Here is a 16653-nt window from a genome sequence, read left to right on the forward strand (position 1 = left end):
CCCGGAAGCTAAGCCCTCCAGCGCCGATGGTACTGCACCCGGGAGGGTGTGGGAGAGTAGGACACCGCCGGACAAACTTTCGGTCAAGGGCCGCCCCAACAGGGGCGGCCCTGAACCATTTTCCGGCCCCGGCACGGGCACCCGCGCCGTCAGCGGCGCTGGATGCCCTCACGGATCTTGCGGAACAGCACCGCCGCGCTGTCGGGCGATCGTCCCGGGAACATGCCCAGCACGACACTGCCGTGGTCGGCCCAGCCACAGACCGCGAAGTCACCGCCCTCGCCGGTGGTGGTGCCGCACTTCATCACACCGCCGAGCCGGCCGGCGTCCACCTCACGTAGCCCGGACACCTGGCCGGTCTCGTCGGCCATCAGGTCGAACAGCGTGTCCAGGTCGCGTTCGGGCCGCCAGAGCAGCGTGGTGCCGCCGAACAGCAGCACCGACTGCTTCGCGCCCTGCCGGTCGGAGTAGACGGCGCCGAAGCTGCTGTCCAGTTCGATGTCGGCGGACAGCCCGTCGCGCAGGTATTCCGCGGTGCTGCGGGCATTCTCCCGGTCGTCGCGGTCCAGCCCGGCAACCTCGGCAGGCTTGTCGAGGGTGGCGTCCTTCTGCTGCCACACCCGCCAGCCACCCAGCCCGAGCGCGCCGGCACCGGCCACGCCGACCGCGAGCAGGGCGGAAAGGATGACCCTGCGGTGTCGCGGGACGGCGGGTCGGTCGGGCTCCTGCGCGGGATCGCGGCGGCTCAGCTCGATCGGTTCGTCGGTCAGCTCGACCGGATCGGGACCCCCGTCGACCGGGCGCTCGGTGAGGTGCGCGTCGGACATGTCCGCCACCGTACGCGAATCACAGGTGGCGCACGTCAGCTCCCCGAAAGCGCTCCGTAGACTTTCAGGGTGACCGAGAGACTGGATGCCCGACGCCCCGACGCCCCGACCCTCGCCGGCCAGTACCAGCCCGGCGAGGTGGAGCAGCGACGGTACGAGCAGTGGGTAGCCGGCGGACACTTCCGGGCCTCGGCGGGCAGCGACAAGCCGCCGTTCACCATCGTCATCCCGCCGCCGAACGTGACCGGGTCGCTGCACATGGGCCACGCGTTCGAGCACACGCTCATGGACGCGCTCACCCGGCGCAAGAAGATGCAGGGGTACGAGACGCTGTGGCTGCCGGGCATGGACCACGCCGGCATCGCCACCCAGAACCTGGTCGAGCGGCAGCTCGCCGGTGAAGGGCTGTCCCGGCACGACCTCGGGCGGGAGAAGTTCGTCGAGCGGGTCTGGCGGTGGAAGGCCGAGTCCGGCGGCGCGATCCTCGGCCAGATGCGTCGCCTCGGCGACGCGGTCGACTGGGACCGGGAACGCTTCACCATGGACGAGGGCCTGTCCAAGGCCGTGCAGACCATGTTCAAGAAGCTCTTCGACGACGGCCTCATCTACCGGGCCAACCGGATCATCAACTGGTGCCCGCGCTGCCTCACCGCGCTGTCCGACATCGAGGTGGAGCACACCGACGACGAGGGTGAACTGGTCTCGATCCGCTACGGCGACGAGGTCGTGGTGGCCACCACCCGGGCCGAGACGATGCTCGGTGACACGGCGGTGGCGGTCCACCCGGACGACGAGCGCTACCAGCATCTGATCGGCACGGAGGTGGCGCTCCCGCTGACCGACAGGCGGATCCCGATCGTCGCCGACGAGCATGTCGACCCGAGTTTCGGCACCGGCATGGTCAAGGTGACGCCGGCGCACGACCCGAACGACTTCGAGATCGGCCAGCGGCACGACCTGCCCTCGCTGACGATCATGGATGAGCGGGGCGTCATCACCGCGCCGGGTCCGTTCCAGGGCCTGGACCGGTACGAGGCCCGCCCGGCGATCGTCGCGGCGCTGCGCGAGCAGGGCCGGATCGTGGCCGAGAAGCGGCCGTACGTGCACGCCGTGGGGCACTGCTCGCGGTGCAAGACGACTGTCGAGCCGCGGCTGTCGTTGCAGTGGTTCGTCAACACCGGGCCGCTGGCCAAGGCGGCCGGTGACGCGGTGCGCGACGGGCGGGTGACGATCGAGCCGGCCGAGCTGGCCAAGCGGTACTTCGCCTGGGTCGACAACATGCACGACTGGTGCATCTCCCGCCAGCTCTGGTGGGGCCACCGCATCCCGGTGTGGTACGGCCCGGCGGGCGAGATCGTCTGCGTCGGCCCGGACGAGGAGCCGCCGACCGGCGAGGGCTGGCGGCAGGACGACGACGTCCTCGACACCTGGTTCTCCAGCGGCCTGTGGCCGTTCTCCACGCTCGGCTGGCCCGAGCGGACCGCCGACCTGGCGAAGTTCTATCCGACGAGCGTGCTGGTCACCGGCTACGACATCCTGTTCTTCTGGGTCGCCCGGATGATGATGTTCGGCCTGTACGCGATGGACGGCGTGCCACCGTTCGACGTGGTGGCGTTGCACGGCATGGTGCGTGACGAGCACGGCAAGAAGATGTCGAAGTCGTTCGGCAACGTGGTGGACCCGTTGGACTGGATCGACCGGTTCGGTGCCGACGCCACCCGGTTCACGCTGGCCCGTGGCGCCAACCCCGGTCAGGACGTGCCGGTCAGCGAGGAGTGGTGCCAGGGCTCGCGCAACTTCTGCAACAAGCTCTGGAACGCGACCCGGTTCGCGCTGCTCAACGGCGCGCACACGACCGGCCCGCTGCCGGAGGCGGGGAGCCTGTCCACCGTCGACAGGTGGATCCTGTCCCGGCTGGCGCACGTCACCGCCGAGGTGGACGAGCAGTTCGAGGCGTACGAGTTCGCGAAGGTCTGCGACCTGCTCTACCACTTCGCCTGGGACGACGTGTGCGACTGGTACGTGGAGTTGAGCAAGCCTGTGCTTGCCGAGGGCGGTGCGGGCGCGGACGCCACCCGCCGGGTGCTCGGCCACGTGCTGGACCAGCTCCTGCGGCTGCTGCACCCGGTCATCCCGTTCGTCACCGACGAGCTGTGGAGCGCGCTGACCGGCGGGGAGACGGTCCTGACGGCCGGGTGGCCGGCCGCCGACCGTACTCTGGTCGACGACGCCGCGGAAGGCGAGGTCGGCGCCCTCCAGCGGGTGGTGACCGAGGTCCGGCGGTTCCGCTCCGACCAGGGGCTGCGGCCCACGCAGCGGGTGGTGGCCCGGCTCGACGGCCTGGCCGGCGCGGGCATCGCGGCGCACGAGCCGCTGGTCCGCGCGCTGGCCCGGCTCGACGCGGCCGGGGACGACTTCCAGGCCAGCGCCACGCTGGCGATGCCCGGCGCGGTGAGCGTCGCCCTGGACACCCGCGGCTCCATCGACGTGGCCGCCGAGCGTGCCCGGCTCACCAAGGACCGGGCGGCGGCCGAGAAGGAGGCCACCCAGGCGCGGGCCAAGCTGGACAATCCGGCGTTCGTGGGCAAGGCGCCCGAGCCGGTGGTGGCGAAGATCCGCGAGCGGCTGGCGGTGGCCGAAGCGGACCTGATCCGGATCGACGCCGCACTGGAGGCGCTGCCCTCATGAGTGACCGTACCGCGTTCGCCGAGGTGGACGCCGCGCTCAACGCGCGCGGCTTCACCCGCATGCACTTCGAGCTGGAGAAGATCGAAACCCTGCTCGACCTGCTGGGCAGCCCGCAACGGGCGTACCCGTCGATCCACCTGACCGGCACCAACGGCAAGACCTCGACCGCCCGGATGATCGACTCGCTGCTGCGGGCGTTCGGGTTGCACACCGGCCGCTACACCAGCCCGCACCTGGACACCGTCCGGGAACGGATCAGCCTGGACGGCGAGTCGGTGAGCGAGGAGCGGTTCGTGGCGATGTACCAGGACATCGCGCCGCTGGCGGAGCTGGTCGACCAGCGGTTCGCCGAGCCGCTCACGTACTTCGACATGACCACCGCGCTGGCGTTCGCCACGTTCGCCGACGCGCCTGTCGACGTCGCGGTGGTGGAGGTGGGGCTCGGCGGGGCGGAGGACGCGACGAACGTGCTCCAGGCCGGCGTCGCCGTGATCACCCCGATCGGCCTGGACCACACCGAGTGGCTGGGCGACACGATCGAGGACATCGCGCTGCACAAGGCCGGCATCATCCACCCCGGCGCCACCGTGGTCGCGGCGGCGCAGGAGGACGAGGCGGCCCGCCCGATCCTGGCACGCTGCGCCGAGGTCAACGCCACCGTCGCCCGGGAGGGCGCCGAGTTCGGCGTGCTGCGCCGGGCCATCGCGGTCGGCGGCCAGGTGCTCACCATCCAAGGGCTGGGCGGGGTGTACGAGGAGATCTTCATCCCGCTGCACGGCGCACACCAGGCGCAGAACGCAGCCGTGGCGCTGGCCGCGGTGGAGGCGTTCCTCGGCGCAGGCGCCCGGCGGCAGTTGGACATCGAGGCGGTCCGCGAGGGCTTCGCCGCGACCAGTTCGCCGGGTCGGCTGGAGCGGGTGCGTACCGCGCCGACGGTGCTGCTCGACGGCGCGCACAACCCGCACGGGATGGCCGCCACGGTCGCCGCGGTGCAGGAGGAGTTCGCGTTCAGCAAGCTCGTCGGTGTGCTGGCGGTGCTCGGCGACAAGGACGCGGCGAGCCTGCTCGAACTGCTCGAACCGGTGGTGGACTCGATCGTGGTGGCGGAGAACAGCTCGCCCCGGGCGCTGCCCGTCGACGAGTTGGCCGCGCTGGCGCGGGAGGTGTTCGGACCGGACCGGGTGCAGGCCACCCGGGACATGCCGGACGCCATCGAGGCCGCGGTGGCCGAGGCCGAGTCGGACGTGCCGGGTGAACTGTCCGGGGTGGGCGTGCTGATCACCGGATCGGTGGTGACCGTGGCCGACGCCCGCCGGCTGCTCAAGCGATGACCGGCCCGCAGCGGCCCCCCGCCGGCGCGGACCGGCCCGGTGGGCCGGGGGAGCCGGGGCCGGACGGTGTGCGCCGGTCCGGGCTGCGCAACCCGGCCAAGGCGGTACGCGGGCTCGGCGCCGGCACCCTGGCGCTGGAGGCGCTGGTGCTGCTGCTGGCGATCCAGCCGATCCGGGTCGTCGGCGGCGACCTGGGCGGGGCCGCGATCGGGGCGATCGTCGCGCTGGCGGTGGCGTGCGTGGTGCTGGCCGGGATGATGGGCCGGCCGTGGGCGTGGAACGCCGGCACCGTGCTCCAGGGTCTGCTGCTGCTCTCCGGCCTGCTGCACTGGTCGCTGTTCGGGCTCGGCGTGATGTTCGGGCTGGTGTGGGCGTACGCGCTGCACGTGCGGCGGGTCATCCTCGGCTGAACGCCGCACGCACGCGGTGGTGGGCGGGACCGGCCTGGACGCTCAGGCGTCGGCGAGGGTGCGCCACTGGGTCAGGGCCACGCCGTGGCCGTCGGGGTCGCGGAACGCCGCCGCCCACACCTCAAGCTTGGTGCCCCGGTTGACCACCCGGGGGGCGTACGTGAACCGGACACCGGAGTCGCGCAGCCGCTCGTACGCGGCCTGGATGTCGTCGACCTCCAGGTTGACGTGCACCAGCCGGCGGCTGATCGGCGCGGCCCCGGTCACCCGGCGCAGCACCAGCCGGGTCGGCCCCGAGCCGAGCACCGCGTTGCTCTCACCCCGGTCGAGGTCGGCGAAGCCGAGTTCGCGGTAGAAGTCGAGGGACCGGTCCAGGTCGGCGACCAGCAGGGTGAGGCCGACGCCGCTGATCGGGCTGGTCGTCCCGTCGGTCTCCCCGTCGCCGGCCGGGCCGAAGATGGCCTCGTCCAGTTCCTGCGCCGTCGGCGTCGCCGCCGACTCCCGCGCCGCGCCCGACCGGGCCGCGTCGGGTTCCCGGCCCGCAGGCGACTGCCGTGGCAGGTCCGGTCCCGGTGCCAGGTCCGGTCCCGGGGCCACCTCGGACGGCCAGGGCCCGTCCAGGGGGACGTCGATCGGGTCCACCCGCACCGTGTCGTCGAGCCGCTCCCCGGCCGGCGGGCGGGGAGCGCTGGCGCGGCGGGGGAGGCCGCCGGCGGCAGCCGGCTCGACCAGTTGCCCCTCCAGCACCAGCGGACCGCCGGGTCGCTGGTGCACCACCACCGGTTCGCGTTCCTCGGCCGGCGTGACGTCGTCCAGGACGTCGTCGAGGAGGAGGTCGTCCCGGAACTGCCCGGGGGTGGGCGGGTAGTCGTCGCGGAAGTCCTCCTCCGGGGCGCGGCCCGCCCAGGGCGGCGCCTCGTGCGCGATGAGGGGCTCGTCGAGCGGTTCCGGATCGGCGTACTCGGGCGGCAGGTCGGCGACCGAGGCGGCGCTCTCGGCGTGCGTGGGCACCTCGTCCCAGAGCACCCGCACGTGGCGCTGGTCGTCGAGGGCCACCCGGACGGGCAGCGCCTGGCCCAGCGAGGGCCACTTGGAGACCGGCACCCGAGGCTCGATGATCTTCTTGGACCTCGGCGGCAGGCCTGGCGCGTCGATCACCAGTTGCAGCTCGCAGCGACCGAACGCGTACTGGGTGGGCGGTTCGGAGGCGCTGTGCACGTGTCCCAGGCCGATCACCCAGGTGCGCCCGCCACCGCGCACCGTGGCCAGGGCGATCGCCAGCACCAGCAGCGCGACGCCCAGGGCCACGATGGCCCAGCTCGTCATGCCCAGCCCGAACACGGCCACGAAGGTGGCCAGGGTGCCCAGCACCACGCCGACCAACTTGCGCACCGGCGCGATCGTGCGGTTCCCGCCATTCGCCACAGTGGACCTCCCAGGGGTTCCATGGCCAGGCTAGGCCGCCGCGGCGGGCCAGGGAAGGCGTAGCCGCCGCGTCGGCGCCGGGGCCGGGTCGCTACGCTGACCGTACCCAGCCCGGCCCCGTCCTGCGCACAGGAGGAAACCAGCGTGTCCAGCAGCAACCCGGACGAGCGGACGCTCGTACTGATCAAGCCCGACGCGGTCAGCCGTGGTCTGGTCGGCGAGATCCTGTCCCGGTTCGAGCGCAAGGGCCTGCGGATCGACGCGATGGTGAGCCGGAGCATGGACGGCGACTTCGCCGACAAGCACTACGCCGAGCACGTCGACAAGCCGTTCTATCCGCCGCTGAAGACGTTCATGACCAGTGGCCCGCTGGTGGCCCTGGTGCTCTCCGGCGACCAGGTGGTCGAGGTGGTCCGCGCGATGATCGGCAGCACCGACGGCCGCAAGGCCGCCGCCGGCACCATCCGCGGCGACCTGTCGCTGTCGAACCGGGAGAACCTGGTGCACGCCTCCGACTCGGCCGACAGCGCCAAGCGCGAGATCGCGCTCTGGTTCCCCGAGCTGGCCTGAGCATCTCCGGCGCAGCCGGCGAGCAGGGCGACCGCCACCAGGGCAGCAGGGATCAGTCGAGCACGCACGTGTTTCCTCCCCCGTCGGCGTGTCACCGGCGGCTGTAGAGGAACGGCCGGCACCCGGGGGCCCGCGTCATCAGGTCGGCGGCTGCGTCTGGCAGGTCACCGCGATCCGGTTCCACACGTTGATGGTGGCGATCGCCATCAGCAGGTCCGCCAGCTCCTTCTCCGACCAGACCTTCGCGGCGGCGCCCCAGACGTCGTCCGGCACGCCGTGCTCGCCGAGCCGGGTCACCGCGTCGGTGAGGGCCAGGGCGGCCCGCTCCCGCTCGTCGAAGAACGGCGTCTCGTGCCACGCCGCGACCGCGAACAGCCGCCGGCTGTCCTCCCCGGCCGCCAGCGCGTCGCGGCTGTGCAGGTCCACGCAGAACGCGCAGCCGTTGCGCATCGACGCGCGCAGCTTGACCAGTTCCAGCACGGTGTGGTCCACGTTCGCCCGGACGTACTTCTCCAGGCCCAGCACGGCCTGCACCGCCTCCGGAGCCACCGCCGCCATGTCCATCCGGCTCATCGCCGCCTCCTTGGGAACTCGGGTACACGGACAGGACGGGCCACGGCGGGCATGGGTGACGCGACGGGGGTGTGACGGTCGTCATACGTGGCCGGACAGCATGCCGGCCCTCACCCGCACCGCCGACCGGGTGCGAGGTGCGGATAGTCGGAGGCGGCGAGGGTGTGGGGTCGAGTACGCTTGGGCACACAGGCGACGATCCGGCCATCACCGGTGAGCCTCCGGAAGAACAGCCGGGTGACCGGCCCAGTAGAACCGGACGGGACCGGCCCGTCACAGCCGGCCAACGAGCGGGCGGTCGCACCTCGGCCGCCAAGCGGGGTGGTACCGCGGGCCCGGCCCGGGGCGTCGGTCACGACGTACCGGACGGAGGCTCGTCCTCGCAGACCACAGATGAGTGAGCTGCTGAGGGAGCGACAGGCGATGGCCTATCCGTTGCACGACCCGACCGGCGCCGGGGTCCCGGCGAGCCCGGACCTGCCCGCGGTCGAGCGCCGGGTGCTGGAGCACTGGACGGCCGACAAGACCTTCGAGGCGTCCGTCGAGGCCCGCGCCACCGGCCGGGACGGGGACAACGAGTACGTCTTCTACGACGGCCCGCCGTTCGCCAACGGCCTGCCGCACTACGGCCACCTGTTCACCGGCTACGTCAAGGACGTGGTGCCGCGCTACCAGACCATGCGTGGCCGGCACGTCGAACGCCGGTTCGGCTGGGACTGCCACGGCCTGCCCGCCGAGGTGGTGGCGGAGAAGCAGCTCGGCATCACCACCAAGGCGGAGATCCTCGACCTGGGCGTGGCCCGGTTCAACGAGGCCTGCCGCAGCAGCGTGCTGGAGTTCACCCAGGACTGGGAACGCTACGTCACCCGGCAGGCCCGCTGGGTGGACTTCGCCAACGACTACAAGACCCTCGACCTGGACTACATGGAAAGCGTCATGTGGGCCTTCAAGACCCTGCACGACAAGGGTCTGGTCTACGAGGGCTTCCGGGTGCTGGCGTACTGCTGGCGGTGCGAGACGCCGCTGTCGAACACCGAGACCCGGATGGACGACGTCTACCGGGACCGGCACGACCCGTCGCTGACCGTGTGGTTCGAGTTGACCGCCGACGACGACGCGCCAGAGCTGCTGCGCGGGCCGGTCCGGCTGGGCGTCTGGACTACCACGCCGTGGACGCTGCCGTCGAACCTGGCGCTCGCCGTCGGCCCCGACATCGAGTACGCGGTGCTGGAGCGCGACGGCCGGCGCCACGTGGTCGGCGCCGCCCGGCTCGCCGCGTACGCCAAGGAACTGGAGGGGTACGAGCAGGTCGGCACCGTGCGCGGCGCGGACCTGGTCGGCCGCCGCTACACGCCGTTGTTCGACTTCCTGGTCGAGCCGGCCGGACAGAACGCGTTCCAGGTGCTCGGGGCGGACTTCGTCACCACCGAGGACGGCACCGGGATCGTGCACCTGGCGCCGGCCTTCGGCGAGGACGACCAGAACGTCTGCAACGCCGCCGGCATCCCCACCATCGTCACCGTCGACGACCACACCCGCTTCACCGCGCTTGTGCCGCCGTACCAGGGCGAGCAGGTCTTCGACGTGAACAAGCCGGTGATCCGGGACCTGAAGGAGCGGGGGGTGGTGCTGCGGCAGGACACGTACACCCACTCCTACCCGCACTGCTGGCGCTGCGACACCCCGCTGGTCTACAAGGCGGTGTCGTCGTGGTTCGTGGCCGTGACCAGGTTCCGGGACCGCATGGTCGAGCTGAACCAGGAGATCAACTGGACGCCTGGGCACATCAAGGACGGCTCGTTCGGCAAGTGGCTGGCCAACGCCCGGGACTGGTCGATCAGCCGGAACCGGTTCTGGGGCTCGCCGATCCCGGTCTGGCGCTCCGACGACCCGAACTACCCGCGGATCGACGTGTACGGGTCGCTTGCCGAGATCGAGCGTGACTTCGGCGTACGGCTGACCGACCTGCACCGGCCGGCGGTGGACGACCTGGTCCGCCCCAACCCGGACGACCCGACTGGCACGTCGATGATGCGCCGGGTGCCGGAGGTGCTGGACTGCTGGTTCGAGTCCGGCTCGATGCCGTTCGCCCAGGTGCACTACCCGTTCGAGAACCGGGAGTGGTTCGAGCACCACTACCCGGGCGACTTCATCGTGGAGTACATCGGGCAGACCCGCGGCTGGTTCTACACCATGCACGTGCTGGCCACCGCGCTGTTCGACCGGCCGGCGTTCCGCAACTGCCTCAGCCACGGCATCCTGCTCGGCTCGGACGGGCGCAAGATGTCCAAGAGCCTGCGCAACTACCCGGACGTCTACCACGTGTTCGACTCGCACGGGTCGGACGCGATGCGGTGGATGCTGATGTCCTCGCCGGTGCTGCGCGGCGGCGACATGGCGGTGACCGAGTCGGGCATCCGGGACGCGGTGCGCCAGGTGCTGCTGCCGCTGTGGAACGTCTGGTACTTCTTCACGCTCTACGCCAACGCCGACGACCACACCGCGCGTCGTCGCACCGACTCGGCGAACGTGCTCGACCGGTACGTGCTGGCGAAGACGAACGAGCTGGTGGCGACCGTCGGCGCGCAGATGGACGCGTACGACATCTCCGGCGCGTGCGGCACCGTCCGGTCCTACCTCGACGCGCTGACCAACTGGTACGTGCGCCGCTCCCGGGACCGGTTCTGGGCCGGCGACGCGGAGGCGTTCGACACGCTGTGGACCGTGCTGGAGACGCTGTGCCGGGTGGTGGCGCCGCTGGCGCCGCTGACCGCCGAGGAGATCTGGCGCGGGCTGACCGGCGAGCGGTCGGTGCACCTGACCGACTGGCCGTCGGCGCAGGAGTTCCCGGCCGACCACGAGCTGGTCTCCGCGATGGACAACGTCCGGGCGGTCGCCTCGGCGGCGCTGTCGCTGCGCAAGGCCAAGGGTCTACGGGTGCGGCTGCCGCTGGCCAAGCTGACCGTGGCGTCGCCGGTGGCCGACCAGTTGCGCCCCTTCACCGACCTGGTCGCCGACGAGGTGAACGTGAAGGAGGTCGTGCTCACCGACGAGGTGTCCGCGTACTGCCAGCAGGTGTTGACCGTGGTGCCGCGGGCGCTCGGCCCCCGGGTGGGCAAGGCGGTCCAGCAGGTCATCAAGGCGGTCAAGGCCGGCCAGTGGGAGCTGCGTGACGGCGCACCGGTCGCCGCCGGGGTCACCCTCGCCGAGGGCGAGTACGAGCTGCGGCTGGTCGCCGCGGACGCGGAGCACTCCGCGCCGCTGCCCGGCGCCGACGGCGTGGTGGTGCTGGACACCGAGGTCACGCCGGAGTTGGCCGCCGAGGGATTGGCCCGGGACGTGGTGCGGGTGGTGCAGCAGGCCCGCCGCGACGCCGACCTGGACGTGTCGGACCGGATCACGGTGGCCGTCTCGGCCTCCGAGGAGGTGCGCGCGGCGGTCGCCGCGTACACCGACTTCGTGACCCGGGAGGTGCTGGCCGACAGCGTCGACTTCGCCGAGGGCCTCGACGGCTTCGCCGGTGAGGTCGGCGACGGCGAGCGGGTGACGGTGACCGTCCGCCGGGTGTGAGCATGTGGCGCGGGGGCCCGGTCGACGCCTACGGTGTCGACCGGGGCCCTCGCGTGACACCCCGCCCCACGAGTGGACTGCGGCCTACCCGCTCGGTGGTTGACGGTGGCGTCGGCTACCGTGACAGCGCCTGTCTCACGTACGACCGCCGGAGGACCCGTGCCCCTGCTCTACACCATCGGCAAGCTCACCGTGGCGCCCACGCTCCGGTTGGCCTTCCGGCCGCACGTGGAGGGGTTGGAGCACATCCCGGCGACCGGTGGCGCGATCTTCGCGGGCAACCACCTCTCGGTCGCCGACGAGCTGCTGCTCGGCACCGTGGTGCCCCGGCACCTGGCGTTCTGGGCCAAGTCGGAGTATTTCACCGGCACCGGGCTCAAGGGGGGCCTCTCCAAGTTCGTGCTCACCGGGCTGGGCGCGATCCCGGTCGAGCGGGCCGGCGGCCGGGCCGCGCTCACCGCGTTCGACGCGGCGATCCCGGTGCTCAAGGCCGGTGACCTGGTCGCCGTCTACCCGGAGGGCACCCGCTCGCCAGACGGACGGCTCTACCGGGGGCGTACCGGCACCGTCCGGCTCGCGATCGCCGCAGGTGTCCCGATCATCCCGGTCGGGGTGACCGGCACCGACAAGGCCCAGCCGATCGGGACGCGGATCCCGCGACCGGGCCGCGCCAAGATCACCATGACGTTCGGCAGGCCGCTGGACTTCACCGGCCGCCCCGACGACCGGACGTCCCTGCGCGCCATGACCGACGAGATGATGGCCGAGATCCAGAAGCTCACCGGCCAGGAGTACGTTCCCCGCTACGCCCCGAAGCGCGCCGACCAGACGCCCGAGGAGCCCACGGCCTGAGCCGTCCGGCGCCCCTTCAGGACTTGGGGAACACGATCCGCTGGCGCAGGTCGTTGAGCATCCGTCCGCTGTCGTCCACGGACAACCGGGTGAACACGCCCGTGGTGAGGCTGCCGTGGTCGACCGAGGTGCAGACCACCACCGTGTCGCCGTCCGCCCGGCCCACCGCGCACCGCTCGTGCCGGCCCCGCACGCCGGTGTCCACCACGGTCGAGGGCTTGAGCGCGTAGTCACCGGTGAGGCGGTCCATCTCGGACTCCGCGTCGGACTCCGGCGTGAGCCGGAAACCGGTGCTGCCGAACAGGATCACCTGCTTGCCGTCGCCGGTGGCGTAGATGCCGGCGAAGGTGTCCTCGGCGAGCAGGTTCGTCTGGCGTACCTCGTTCTTCAGCTTCTCCGCGGCGACCCGGCTGCGCTCGTCCTGCAGCAACCGCATCGAGCCGAGATCGTCCGGCAGGTCGGCGCCGGCCGGGTACTGGCTGGACAGCGGCTGGACCCACCAGAGCGGGACGCCGCAGCAGCACGCCACCGAGAGCAGCAGCATCCAGGGCCAGCGGCGTCGACGACGCGCCGGCTTCCTCGGGGCGTACCCGGGGGGTGCCTGCCCGCCGGGGGCGGTGTTGCCGCCGCGGCGCTGCTTCGGCGGCCGGGCCTGCTTCGGCGGCCTGGCCGGTTGCGCCGGCGGGGGCGGGGGAGCGGGGTACGGCGGCGCGGGCACGTGGGGCGCGGGCGCCTGACGGGCGGGCATGTGGGGTGCGGCCTTCGGAGCGTGCCCGGCCGGCGCGGGGGGCCGGGCGGCCGGCGGGCCGGGGTGCGGGATGTACGCCTGTGGGGCGGCCGGCGGGGGCGGCTGCGGGGCCGGATGTGCCGAGGTCGGCCAGGGGGTGGTGGGGGACGGCATCGGCGGCAGCTCGGCCGACGGCAGGTCCCACCCGGTGGTGTCCACCCCCGCCCACGGGTCGACCGGGGTGGCGTGCTCGGGCGACGCGATCGGCGGCGGGGTCGGCTCGGCCGACTGACCCCAGCCGGGCCGGCGCGCCGGCGGCGGCGGGACGGCGGCCGAACCGCTCCAGCGGGGCACCTGCGTGTCCACCCGCGTGCGGTCCGGGGTGCTCGCCGCCGGGAGCGCCTCGTCGACCCGGGTCGGGTCCGGCCGCTTCCCGGACCCGGGAGTCGGTACCGGGGTGGTGCGGCCCGGGACCGGTGCCGATCCGCGGGCCCGCCCGAGCGGTACGGGTGGGGTGGCATCGGTGTCGCCGGTCTCGGCGTCATCGGCTCCAGCGTCACTGTTCTCGGCATCGCCGGCTCCAGCGTCACCGGTCTCGGCATCGCCGGTCTCGGCGGCGCCTGTCGACGCGTCGGGGTTCGGCGACGTGGTGCCGGGCGCGGCGCCTGGGCCCGCGGGCTCGGCCGTGTCGTCCGGCGCGGCCTCGCGCTCCCGGGTGTCGCCCCCGGGGGCGTCGGCCGGCGCGGGCGAGCCCGCGTCGGGCACGGTGACGTCGGGTGCCCCGGCGTCGGGCGCGGACGCCGAGGCGGAGGCGCCGGTGGCACCTGCGGAGTCGACGGCGGTCGGCGGCCCAGCGGGTGGCTTCTCGCCCCCGTCGGCCGGCTCGCCCGCCCCCGGCTGCGGCTGCGGCATCGCGGCTCTCTCCTCTCGCACCGATTGCGAGGTTAGTACCGCACCGCCACTCCGCACGAATCACACGTCGCCCGACCCGCTCGCCGTGAGCACGGAACTCGCGTCGGCGAGCGGCTCCCGGCGCTCGCGGACTCCCCGGTCACCGGCGCCGGCACGGCCGGGGTGCCGGTGCGCGGGAGGCCGGGGCCGGCAGCGCGTACGCTTGGCCATCATGAGTGCCCCGTCCACGACCCCGCGCCCCGCCGCCGCCAACTCGGTCTGGCCGCGGTTGGAGCCGTTGCTGCCGCAGGTGACCAAGCCCATCCAGTACGTGGGTGGGGAACTCGGCGCGGTGGTCAAGGACTGGGACGCGGCGACCGTCCGGTGGGCGCTGATGTACCCGGACGCGTACGAGGTGGGCCTGCCCAACCAGGGCGTACAGATCCTCTACGAGGTGCTCAACGAGCTGCCCGACACCCTGGCCGAGCGCACGTACGCGGTCTGGCCGGACCTGGAGGCGCTCATGCGCGCCCACGGGGTGCCGCAGTTCACCGTCGACGCCCACCGTCCGGTGCGCGACTTCGACGTGTTCGGCGTCTCGTTCTCCACCGAGCTGGGCTACACGAACCTGCTCACCGCGATCGACCTGGCCGGCATCCCGCTGCTCGCCGCCGACCGCACCGACGCCGACCCGGTGATCCTGGCCGGCGGGCACGCCGCGTTCAACCCGGAGCCGATCGCCGACTTCGTCGACGCCGCGGTGCTCGGCGACGGCGAGGAGGCGGTGCTGGAGATCACCGCCATCGTGCGGGAGTGGAAGGCCGAGGGCTCGCCCGGCGGCCGCGACGAGCTGCTGCTGCGGCTGGCCCGCACGGAGAGCGTCTACGTGCCGCGCTTCTACGACGTCGACTACCTGCCCGACGGCCGGATCCAGCGGGTCGTGCCGAACCGCGCGGACGTGCCGTTCCGGGTGCACAAGCGCACGACGATGGACCTGGACGCCTGGCCGTACCCGAAGAAGCCTCTGGTCCCGCTGGCCGAGACGGTGCACGAGCGGTACGCGGTGGAGATCTTCCGCGGCTGCACCCGGGGCTGCCGGTTCTGCCAGGCCGGCATGATCACCCGTCCGGTGCGGGAGCGCTCGATCACCACGGTCGGCCAGATGGTGCAGCAGGGGCTGGAGTTCTCCGGCTTCCACGAGGTGGGCCTGCTGTCGCTGTCGTCGGCCGACCACTCCGAGATCGGCGACATGTGCTCCGGCCTGGCCGAGCAGTACGCCGGCACCAACGTGTCGCTGTCGCTGCCGTCGACCCGGGTGGACGCGTTCAACATCGACCTCGCGCAGGAGCTGTCCCGCAACGGGCGGCGGACCGGCCTGACCTTCGCCCCGGAGGGCGGGTCGGAGCGGATCCGCAAGGTGATCAACAAGATGGTGTCGAAGGACGACCTCATCCGCACCGTGGTCACCGCCTACACCAACGGCTGGCGGCAGGTGAAGCTCTACTTCATGTGCGGCCTGCCCACCGAGACCGACGCGGACGTCCTGGAGATCGCCGACATGGCGCACGAGGTCATCCGGGCCGGCCGCGCGGCGACCGGGTCGAAGGACATCCGCTGCACGGTGTCCATCGGCGGTTTCGTGCCCAAGCCGCACACCCCGTTCCAGTGGGCGTCGATGGAGCGCCCGGAGGTCATCGACGGCCGGCTCAAGCTGCTCAAGCAGGCCATCAACAGTGACCGCTCGCTGGGTCGGGCGATCGGCTTCCGCTACCACGACGGCGAGCCGTCGCTGATCGAGGGCCTGCTGTCCCGCGGTGACCGCCGGGTCGGCGCGGTGATCCGCAAGGTGTGGGAGAACGGCGGCCGGTTCGACGGCTGGAGCGAGCACTTCTCCTACCAGCGCTGGGTGGAGGCCGCGGCCGAGGTGCTGCCGGCCTACGGGGTCGACCTCGACTGGTACACCACCCGCCAGCGCGAGGAGCTGGAGGTCCTGCCCTGGGACCACCTCGACTCCGGCCTGGACAAGGACTGGCTGTGGCAGGACTGGCAGGACTCGCTGTCCCAGTACGAGCAGGACGACTGCCGGTGGACGCCCTGCTTCGACTGCGGCGTCTGCCCGTCCATGGACACCGAGATCCAGATCGGACCGACCGGCCGGAAGCTGCTGCCGCTCACGCCGGTCAACGGGCTGACGCTGCCCGCCGCCGCCCAGGGCTGAGGCCGCACACCGGCCCACCTGGTGGCCGGTCCCGGGGCGGGGTGCCTTCGCTGGCGCATCCTCGATACGCTGCGTCCGTATTGGACCGGCCCGCAGGGTCGGTAGCGGGGAGGACGAGCAGCATGGGCATCAATCCGCCGGACACCGGCGATCTGCAGGTCAGCGTCGAGGACCTGGACGCGGCCGCCGAGTACATCGAGCGCCTCAAGCAGTACGTCGAGGACACCATCTCCTGGGAGATGGAGCAGATCAAGCTCAAGATGAAGGGCGACAACAACAGCCCGCAGATCGTGGCCGGGGGCACCCCCTTCGGCGCGTACGGGGAAGCCCAGTTGCAGTGGCAGGCGTTGGAGCGCTCCACGGCCAACATGGAGTTCCACCTGAAGAGCCTCTCCGCCAAGCTGGCCGGCCTGAAGAAGGGCACCGAGGACATCGCCAAGGCGTTCCGCGACGCCGAGGAACGCAACGCCGCCAACGGCAAGGACATCGAACGGCTGTTGGAGTCCGCTGCTGTGCCGCCGGGCGGTCCGGAGATGCCCACCTACCCGTACTCGGCCTGAGAGAGGAAACG

General features: G+C 72.3%; 12 protein-coding genes and 1 rRNA gene. 9 read left to right on the forward strand and 4 right to left on the reverse strand.

Annotated features, from left to right (window positions below; all coding sequences use genetic code 11):
* A 5S ribosomal RNA gene (gene rrf / locus ACLQ2X_RS15405) occupies positions 1-73 on the forward strand; the annotation flags it as partial.
* A 76-nt stretch (positions 74-149) separates the two neighbouring features.
* Here rrf and ACLQ2X_RS15410 read toward each other — a convergent pair.
* On the reverse strand, positions 150-827 hold the full coding sequence (locus ACLQ2X_RS15410; protein ID WP_425681706.1) for a hypothetical protein: 678 nt from the start codon (positions 825-827) through the stop codon (positions 150-152).
* Between the two features lie 69 nt (positions 828-896).
* Here ACLQ2X_RS15410 and ACLQ2X_RS15415 point away from each other — a divergent pair, with 69 nt between their 5' ends.
* The 3 genes from ACLQ2X_RS15415 to ACLQ2X_RS15425 are packed head-to-tail and all read left to right on the forward strand — an operon-like array spanning position 897 to position 5256.
* A complete protein-coding gene (locus tag ACLQ2X_RS15415) occupies positions 897-3515 on the forward strand; it encodes a valine--tRNA ligase (RefSeq protein ID WP_425681707.1) in 2619 nt (872 codons plus the stop codon).
* Entirely contained in the window at positions 3512-4846 is a 1335-nt protein-coding gene (locus ACLQ2X_RS15420; RefSeq protein ID WP_425681708.1) for a bifunctional folylpolyglutamate synthase/dihydrofolate synthase, read from the forward strand. Before ACLQ2X_RS15415 ends, ACLQ2X_RS15420 begins: the two co-directional genes overlap by 4 nt.
* Positions 4843-5256 (forward strand): DUF4233 domain-containing protein, encoded by a 414-nt coding sequence (locus ACLQ2X_RS15425; RefSeq protein ID WP_425681709.1) that lies wholly within the window; start codon positions 4843-4845, stop codon positions 5254-5256. The genes ACLQ2X_RS15420 and ACLQ2X_RS15425 overlap by 4 nt, the downstream gene beginning before the upstream one ends.
* 42 nt (positions 5257-5298) lie before the next feature.
* Here the strand turns inward: ACLQ2X_RS15425 and ACLQ2X_RS15430 are convergent, their stop codons facing one another.
* Entirely contained in the window at positions 5299-6681 is a 1383-nt protein-coding gene (locus ACLQ2X_RS15430) for a VOC family protein (RefSeq protein ID WP_425681710.1), read from the reverse strand.
* Positions 6682-6825: 144 nt separating this feature from the next.
* Here ACLQ2X_RS15430 and ndk point away from each other — a divergent pair, with 144 nt between their 5' ends.
* Positions 6826-7251 carry a nucleoside-diphosphate kinase gene (gene ndk, locus ACLQ2X_RS15435; protein ID WP_425681711.1) on the forward strand — a complete coding sequence of 142 codons (426 nt, stop codon included), beginning with the start codon at positions 6826-6828 and terminating at the stop codon, positions 7249-7251.
* Positions 7252-7389: 138 nt separating this feature from the next.
* Here the strand turns inward: ndk and ACLQ2X_RS15440 are convergent, their stop codons facing one another.
* Positions 7390-7824 carry a carboxymuconolactone decarboxylase family protein gene (locus ACLQ2X_RS15440; protein ID WP_425681712.1) on the reverse strand — a complete coding sequence of 145 codons (435 nt, stop codon included), beginning with the start codon at positions 7822-7824 and terminating at the stop codon, positions 7390-7392.
* 423 nt (positions 7825-8247) lie between these two features.
* On the opposite strand from ACLQ2X_RS15440, the gene ileS reads away from it, so the two are divergent.
* Both ileS and ACLQ2X_RS15450 read left to right on the forward strand, forming a co-directional pair.
* On the forward strand, positions 8248-11394 hold the full coding sequence (ileS, locus tag ACLQ2X_RS15445; RefSeq protein WP_425681952.1) for an isoleucine--tRNA ligase: 3147 nt from the start codon (positions 8248-8250) through the stop codon (positions 11392-11394).
* Between the two features lie 159 nt (positions 11395-11553).
* Positions 11554-12246 (forward strand): lysophospholipid acyltransferase family protein, encoded by a 693-nt coding sequence (locus tag ACLQ2X_RS15450; RefSeq protein ID WP_425681713.1) that lies wholly within the window; start codon positions 11554-11556, stop codon positions 12244-12246.
* A gap of 16 nt (positions 12247-12262) precedes the next feature.
* Here the strand turns inward: ACLQ2X_RS15450 and ACLQ2X_RS15455 are convergent, their stop codons facing one another.
* Positions 12263-13906, reverse strand: a complete 1644-nt coding sequence (locus tag ACLQ2X_RS15455) for a hypothetical protein (RefSeq protein WP_425681714.1) — start codon at positions 13904-13906, stop codon at positions 12263-12265.
* Between the two features lie 190 nt (positions 13907-14096).
* On the opposite strand from ACLQ2X_RS15455, the gene ACLQ2X_RS15460 reads away from it, so the two are divergent.
* Positions 14097-16082: a TIGR03960 family B12-binding radical SAM protein gene (locus ACLQ2X_RS15460; protein ID WP_425681715.1), complete on the forward strand. Its 1986-nt coding sequence runs from the start codon at positions 14097-14099 to the stop codon at positions 16080-16082.
* A 122-nt stretch (positions 16083-16204) separates the two neighbouring features.
* Complete coding sequence (locus tag ACLQ2X_RS15465; RefSeq protein ID WP_425681716.1) at positions 16205-16642, forward strand: hypothetical protein; 438 nt, start codon at positions 16205-16207, stop codon at positions 16640-16642.
* Positions 16643-16653: the final 11 nt, after the last annotated feature.

This window comes from Micromonospora sp. DT31 (assembly GCF_049841795.1).
Lineage (GTDB): Bacteria > Actinomycetota > Actinomycetes > Mycobacteriales > Micromonosporaceae > Micromonospora.

Bases quoted from the DNA above. Each gene is read 5' to 3' on its own strand.
- ACLQ2X_RS15410 (WP_425681706.1), bottom strand. From the start codon at position 827: ATGTCCGACGCGCACCTCACCGAGCGCCCGGTCGACGGGGGTCCCGAT.
- ACLQ2X_RS15420 (WP_425681708.1), top strand. From the start codon at position 3,512: ATGAGTGACCGTACCGCGTTCGCCGAGGTGGACGCCGCGCTCAACGCG.
- ACLQ2X_RS15425 (WP_425681709.1), top strand. From the start codon at position 4,843: ATGACCGGCCCGCAGCGGCCCCCCGCCGGCGCGGACCGGCCCGGTGGG.
- ACLQ2X_RS15440 (WP_425681712.1), bottom strand. From the start codon at position 7,824: ATGAGCCGGATGGACATGGCGGCGGTGGCTCCGGAGGCGGTGCAGGCC.
- ileS (WP_425681952.1), top strand. From the start codon at position 8,248: ATGGCCTATCCGTTGCACGACCCGACCGGCGCCGGGGTCCCGGCGAGC.
- ACLQ2X_RS15460 (WP_425681715.1), top strand. From the start codon at position 14,097: ATGAGTGCCCCGTCCACGACCCCGCGCCCCGCCGCCGCCAACTCGGTC.
- ACLQ2X_RS15465 (WP_425681716.1), top strand. From the start codon at position 16,205: ATGGGCATCAATCCGCCGGACACCGGCGATCTGCAGGTCAGCGTCGAG.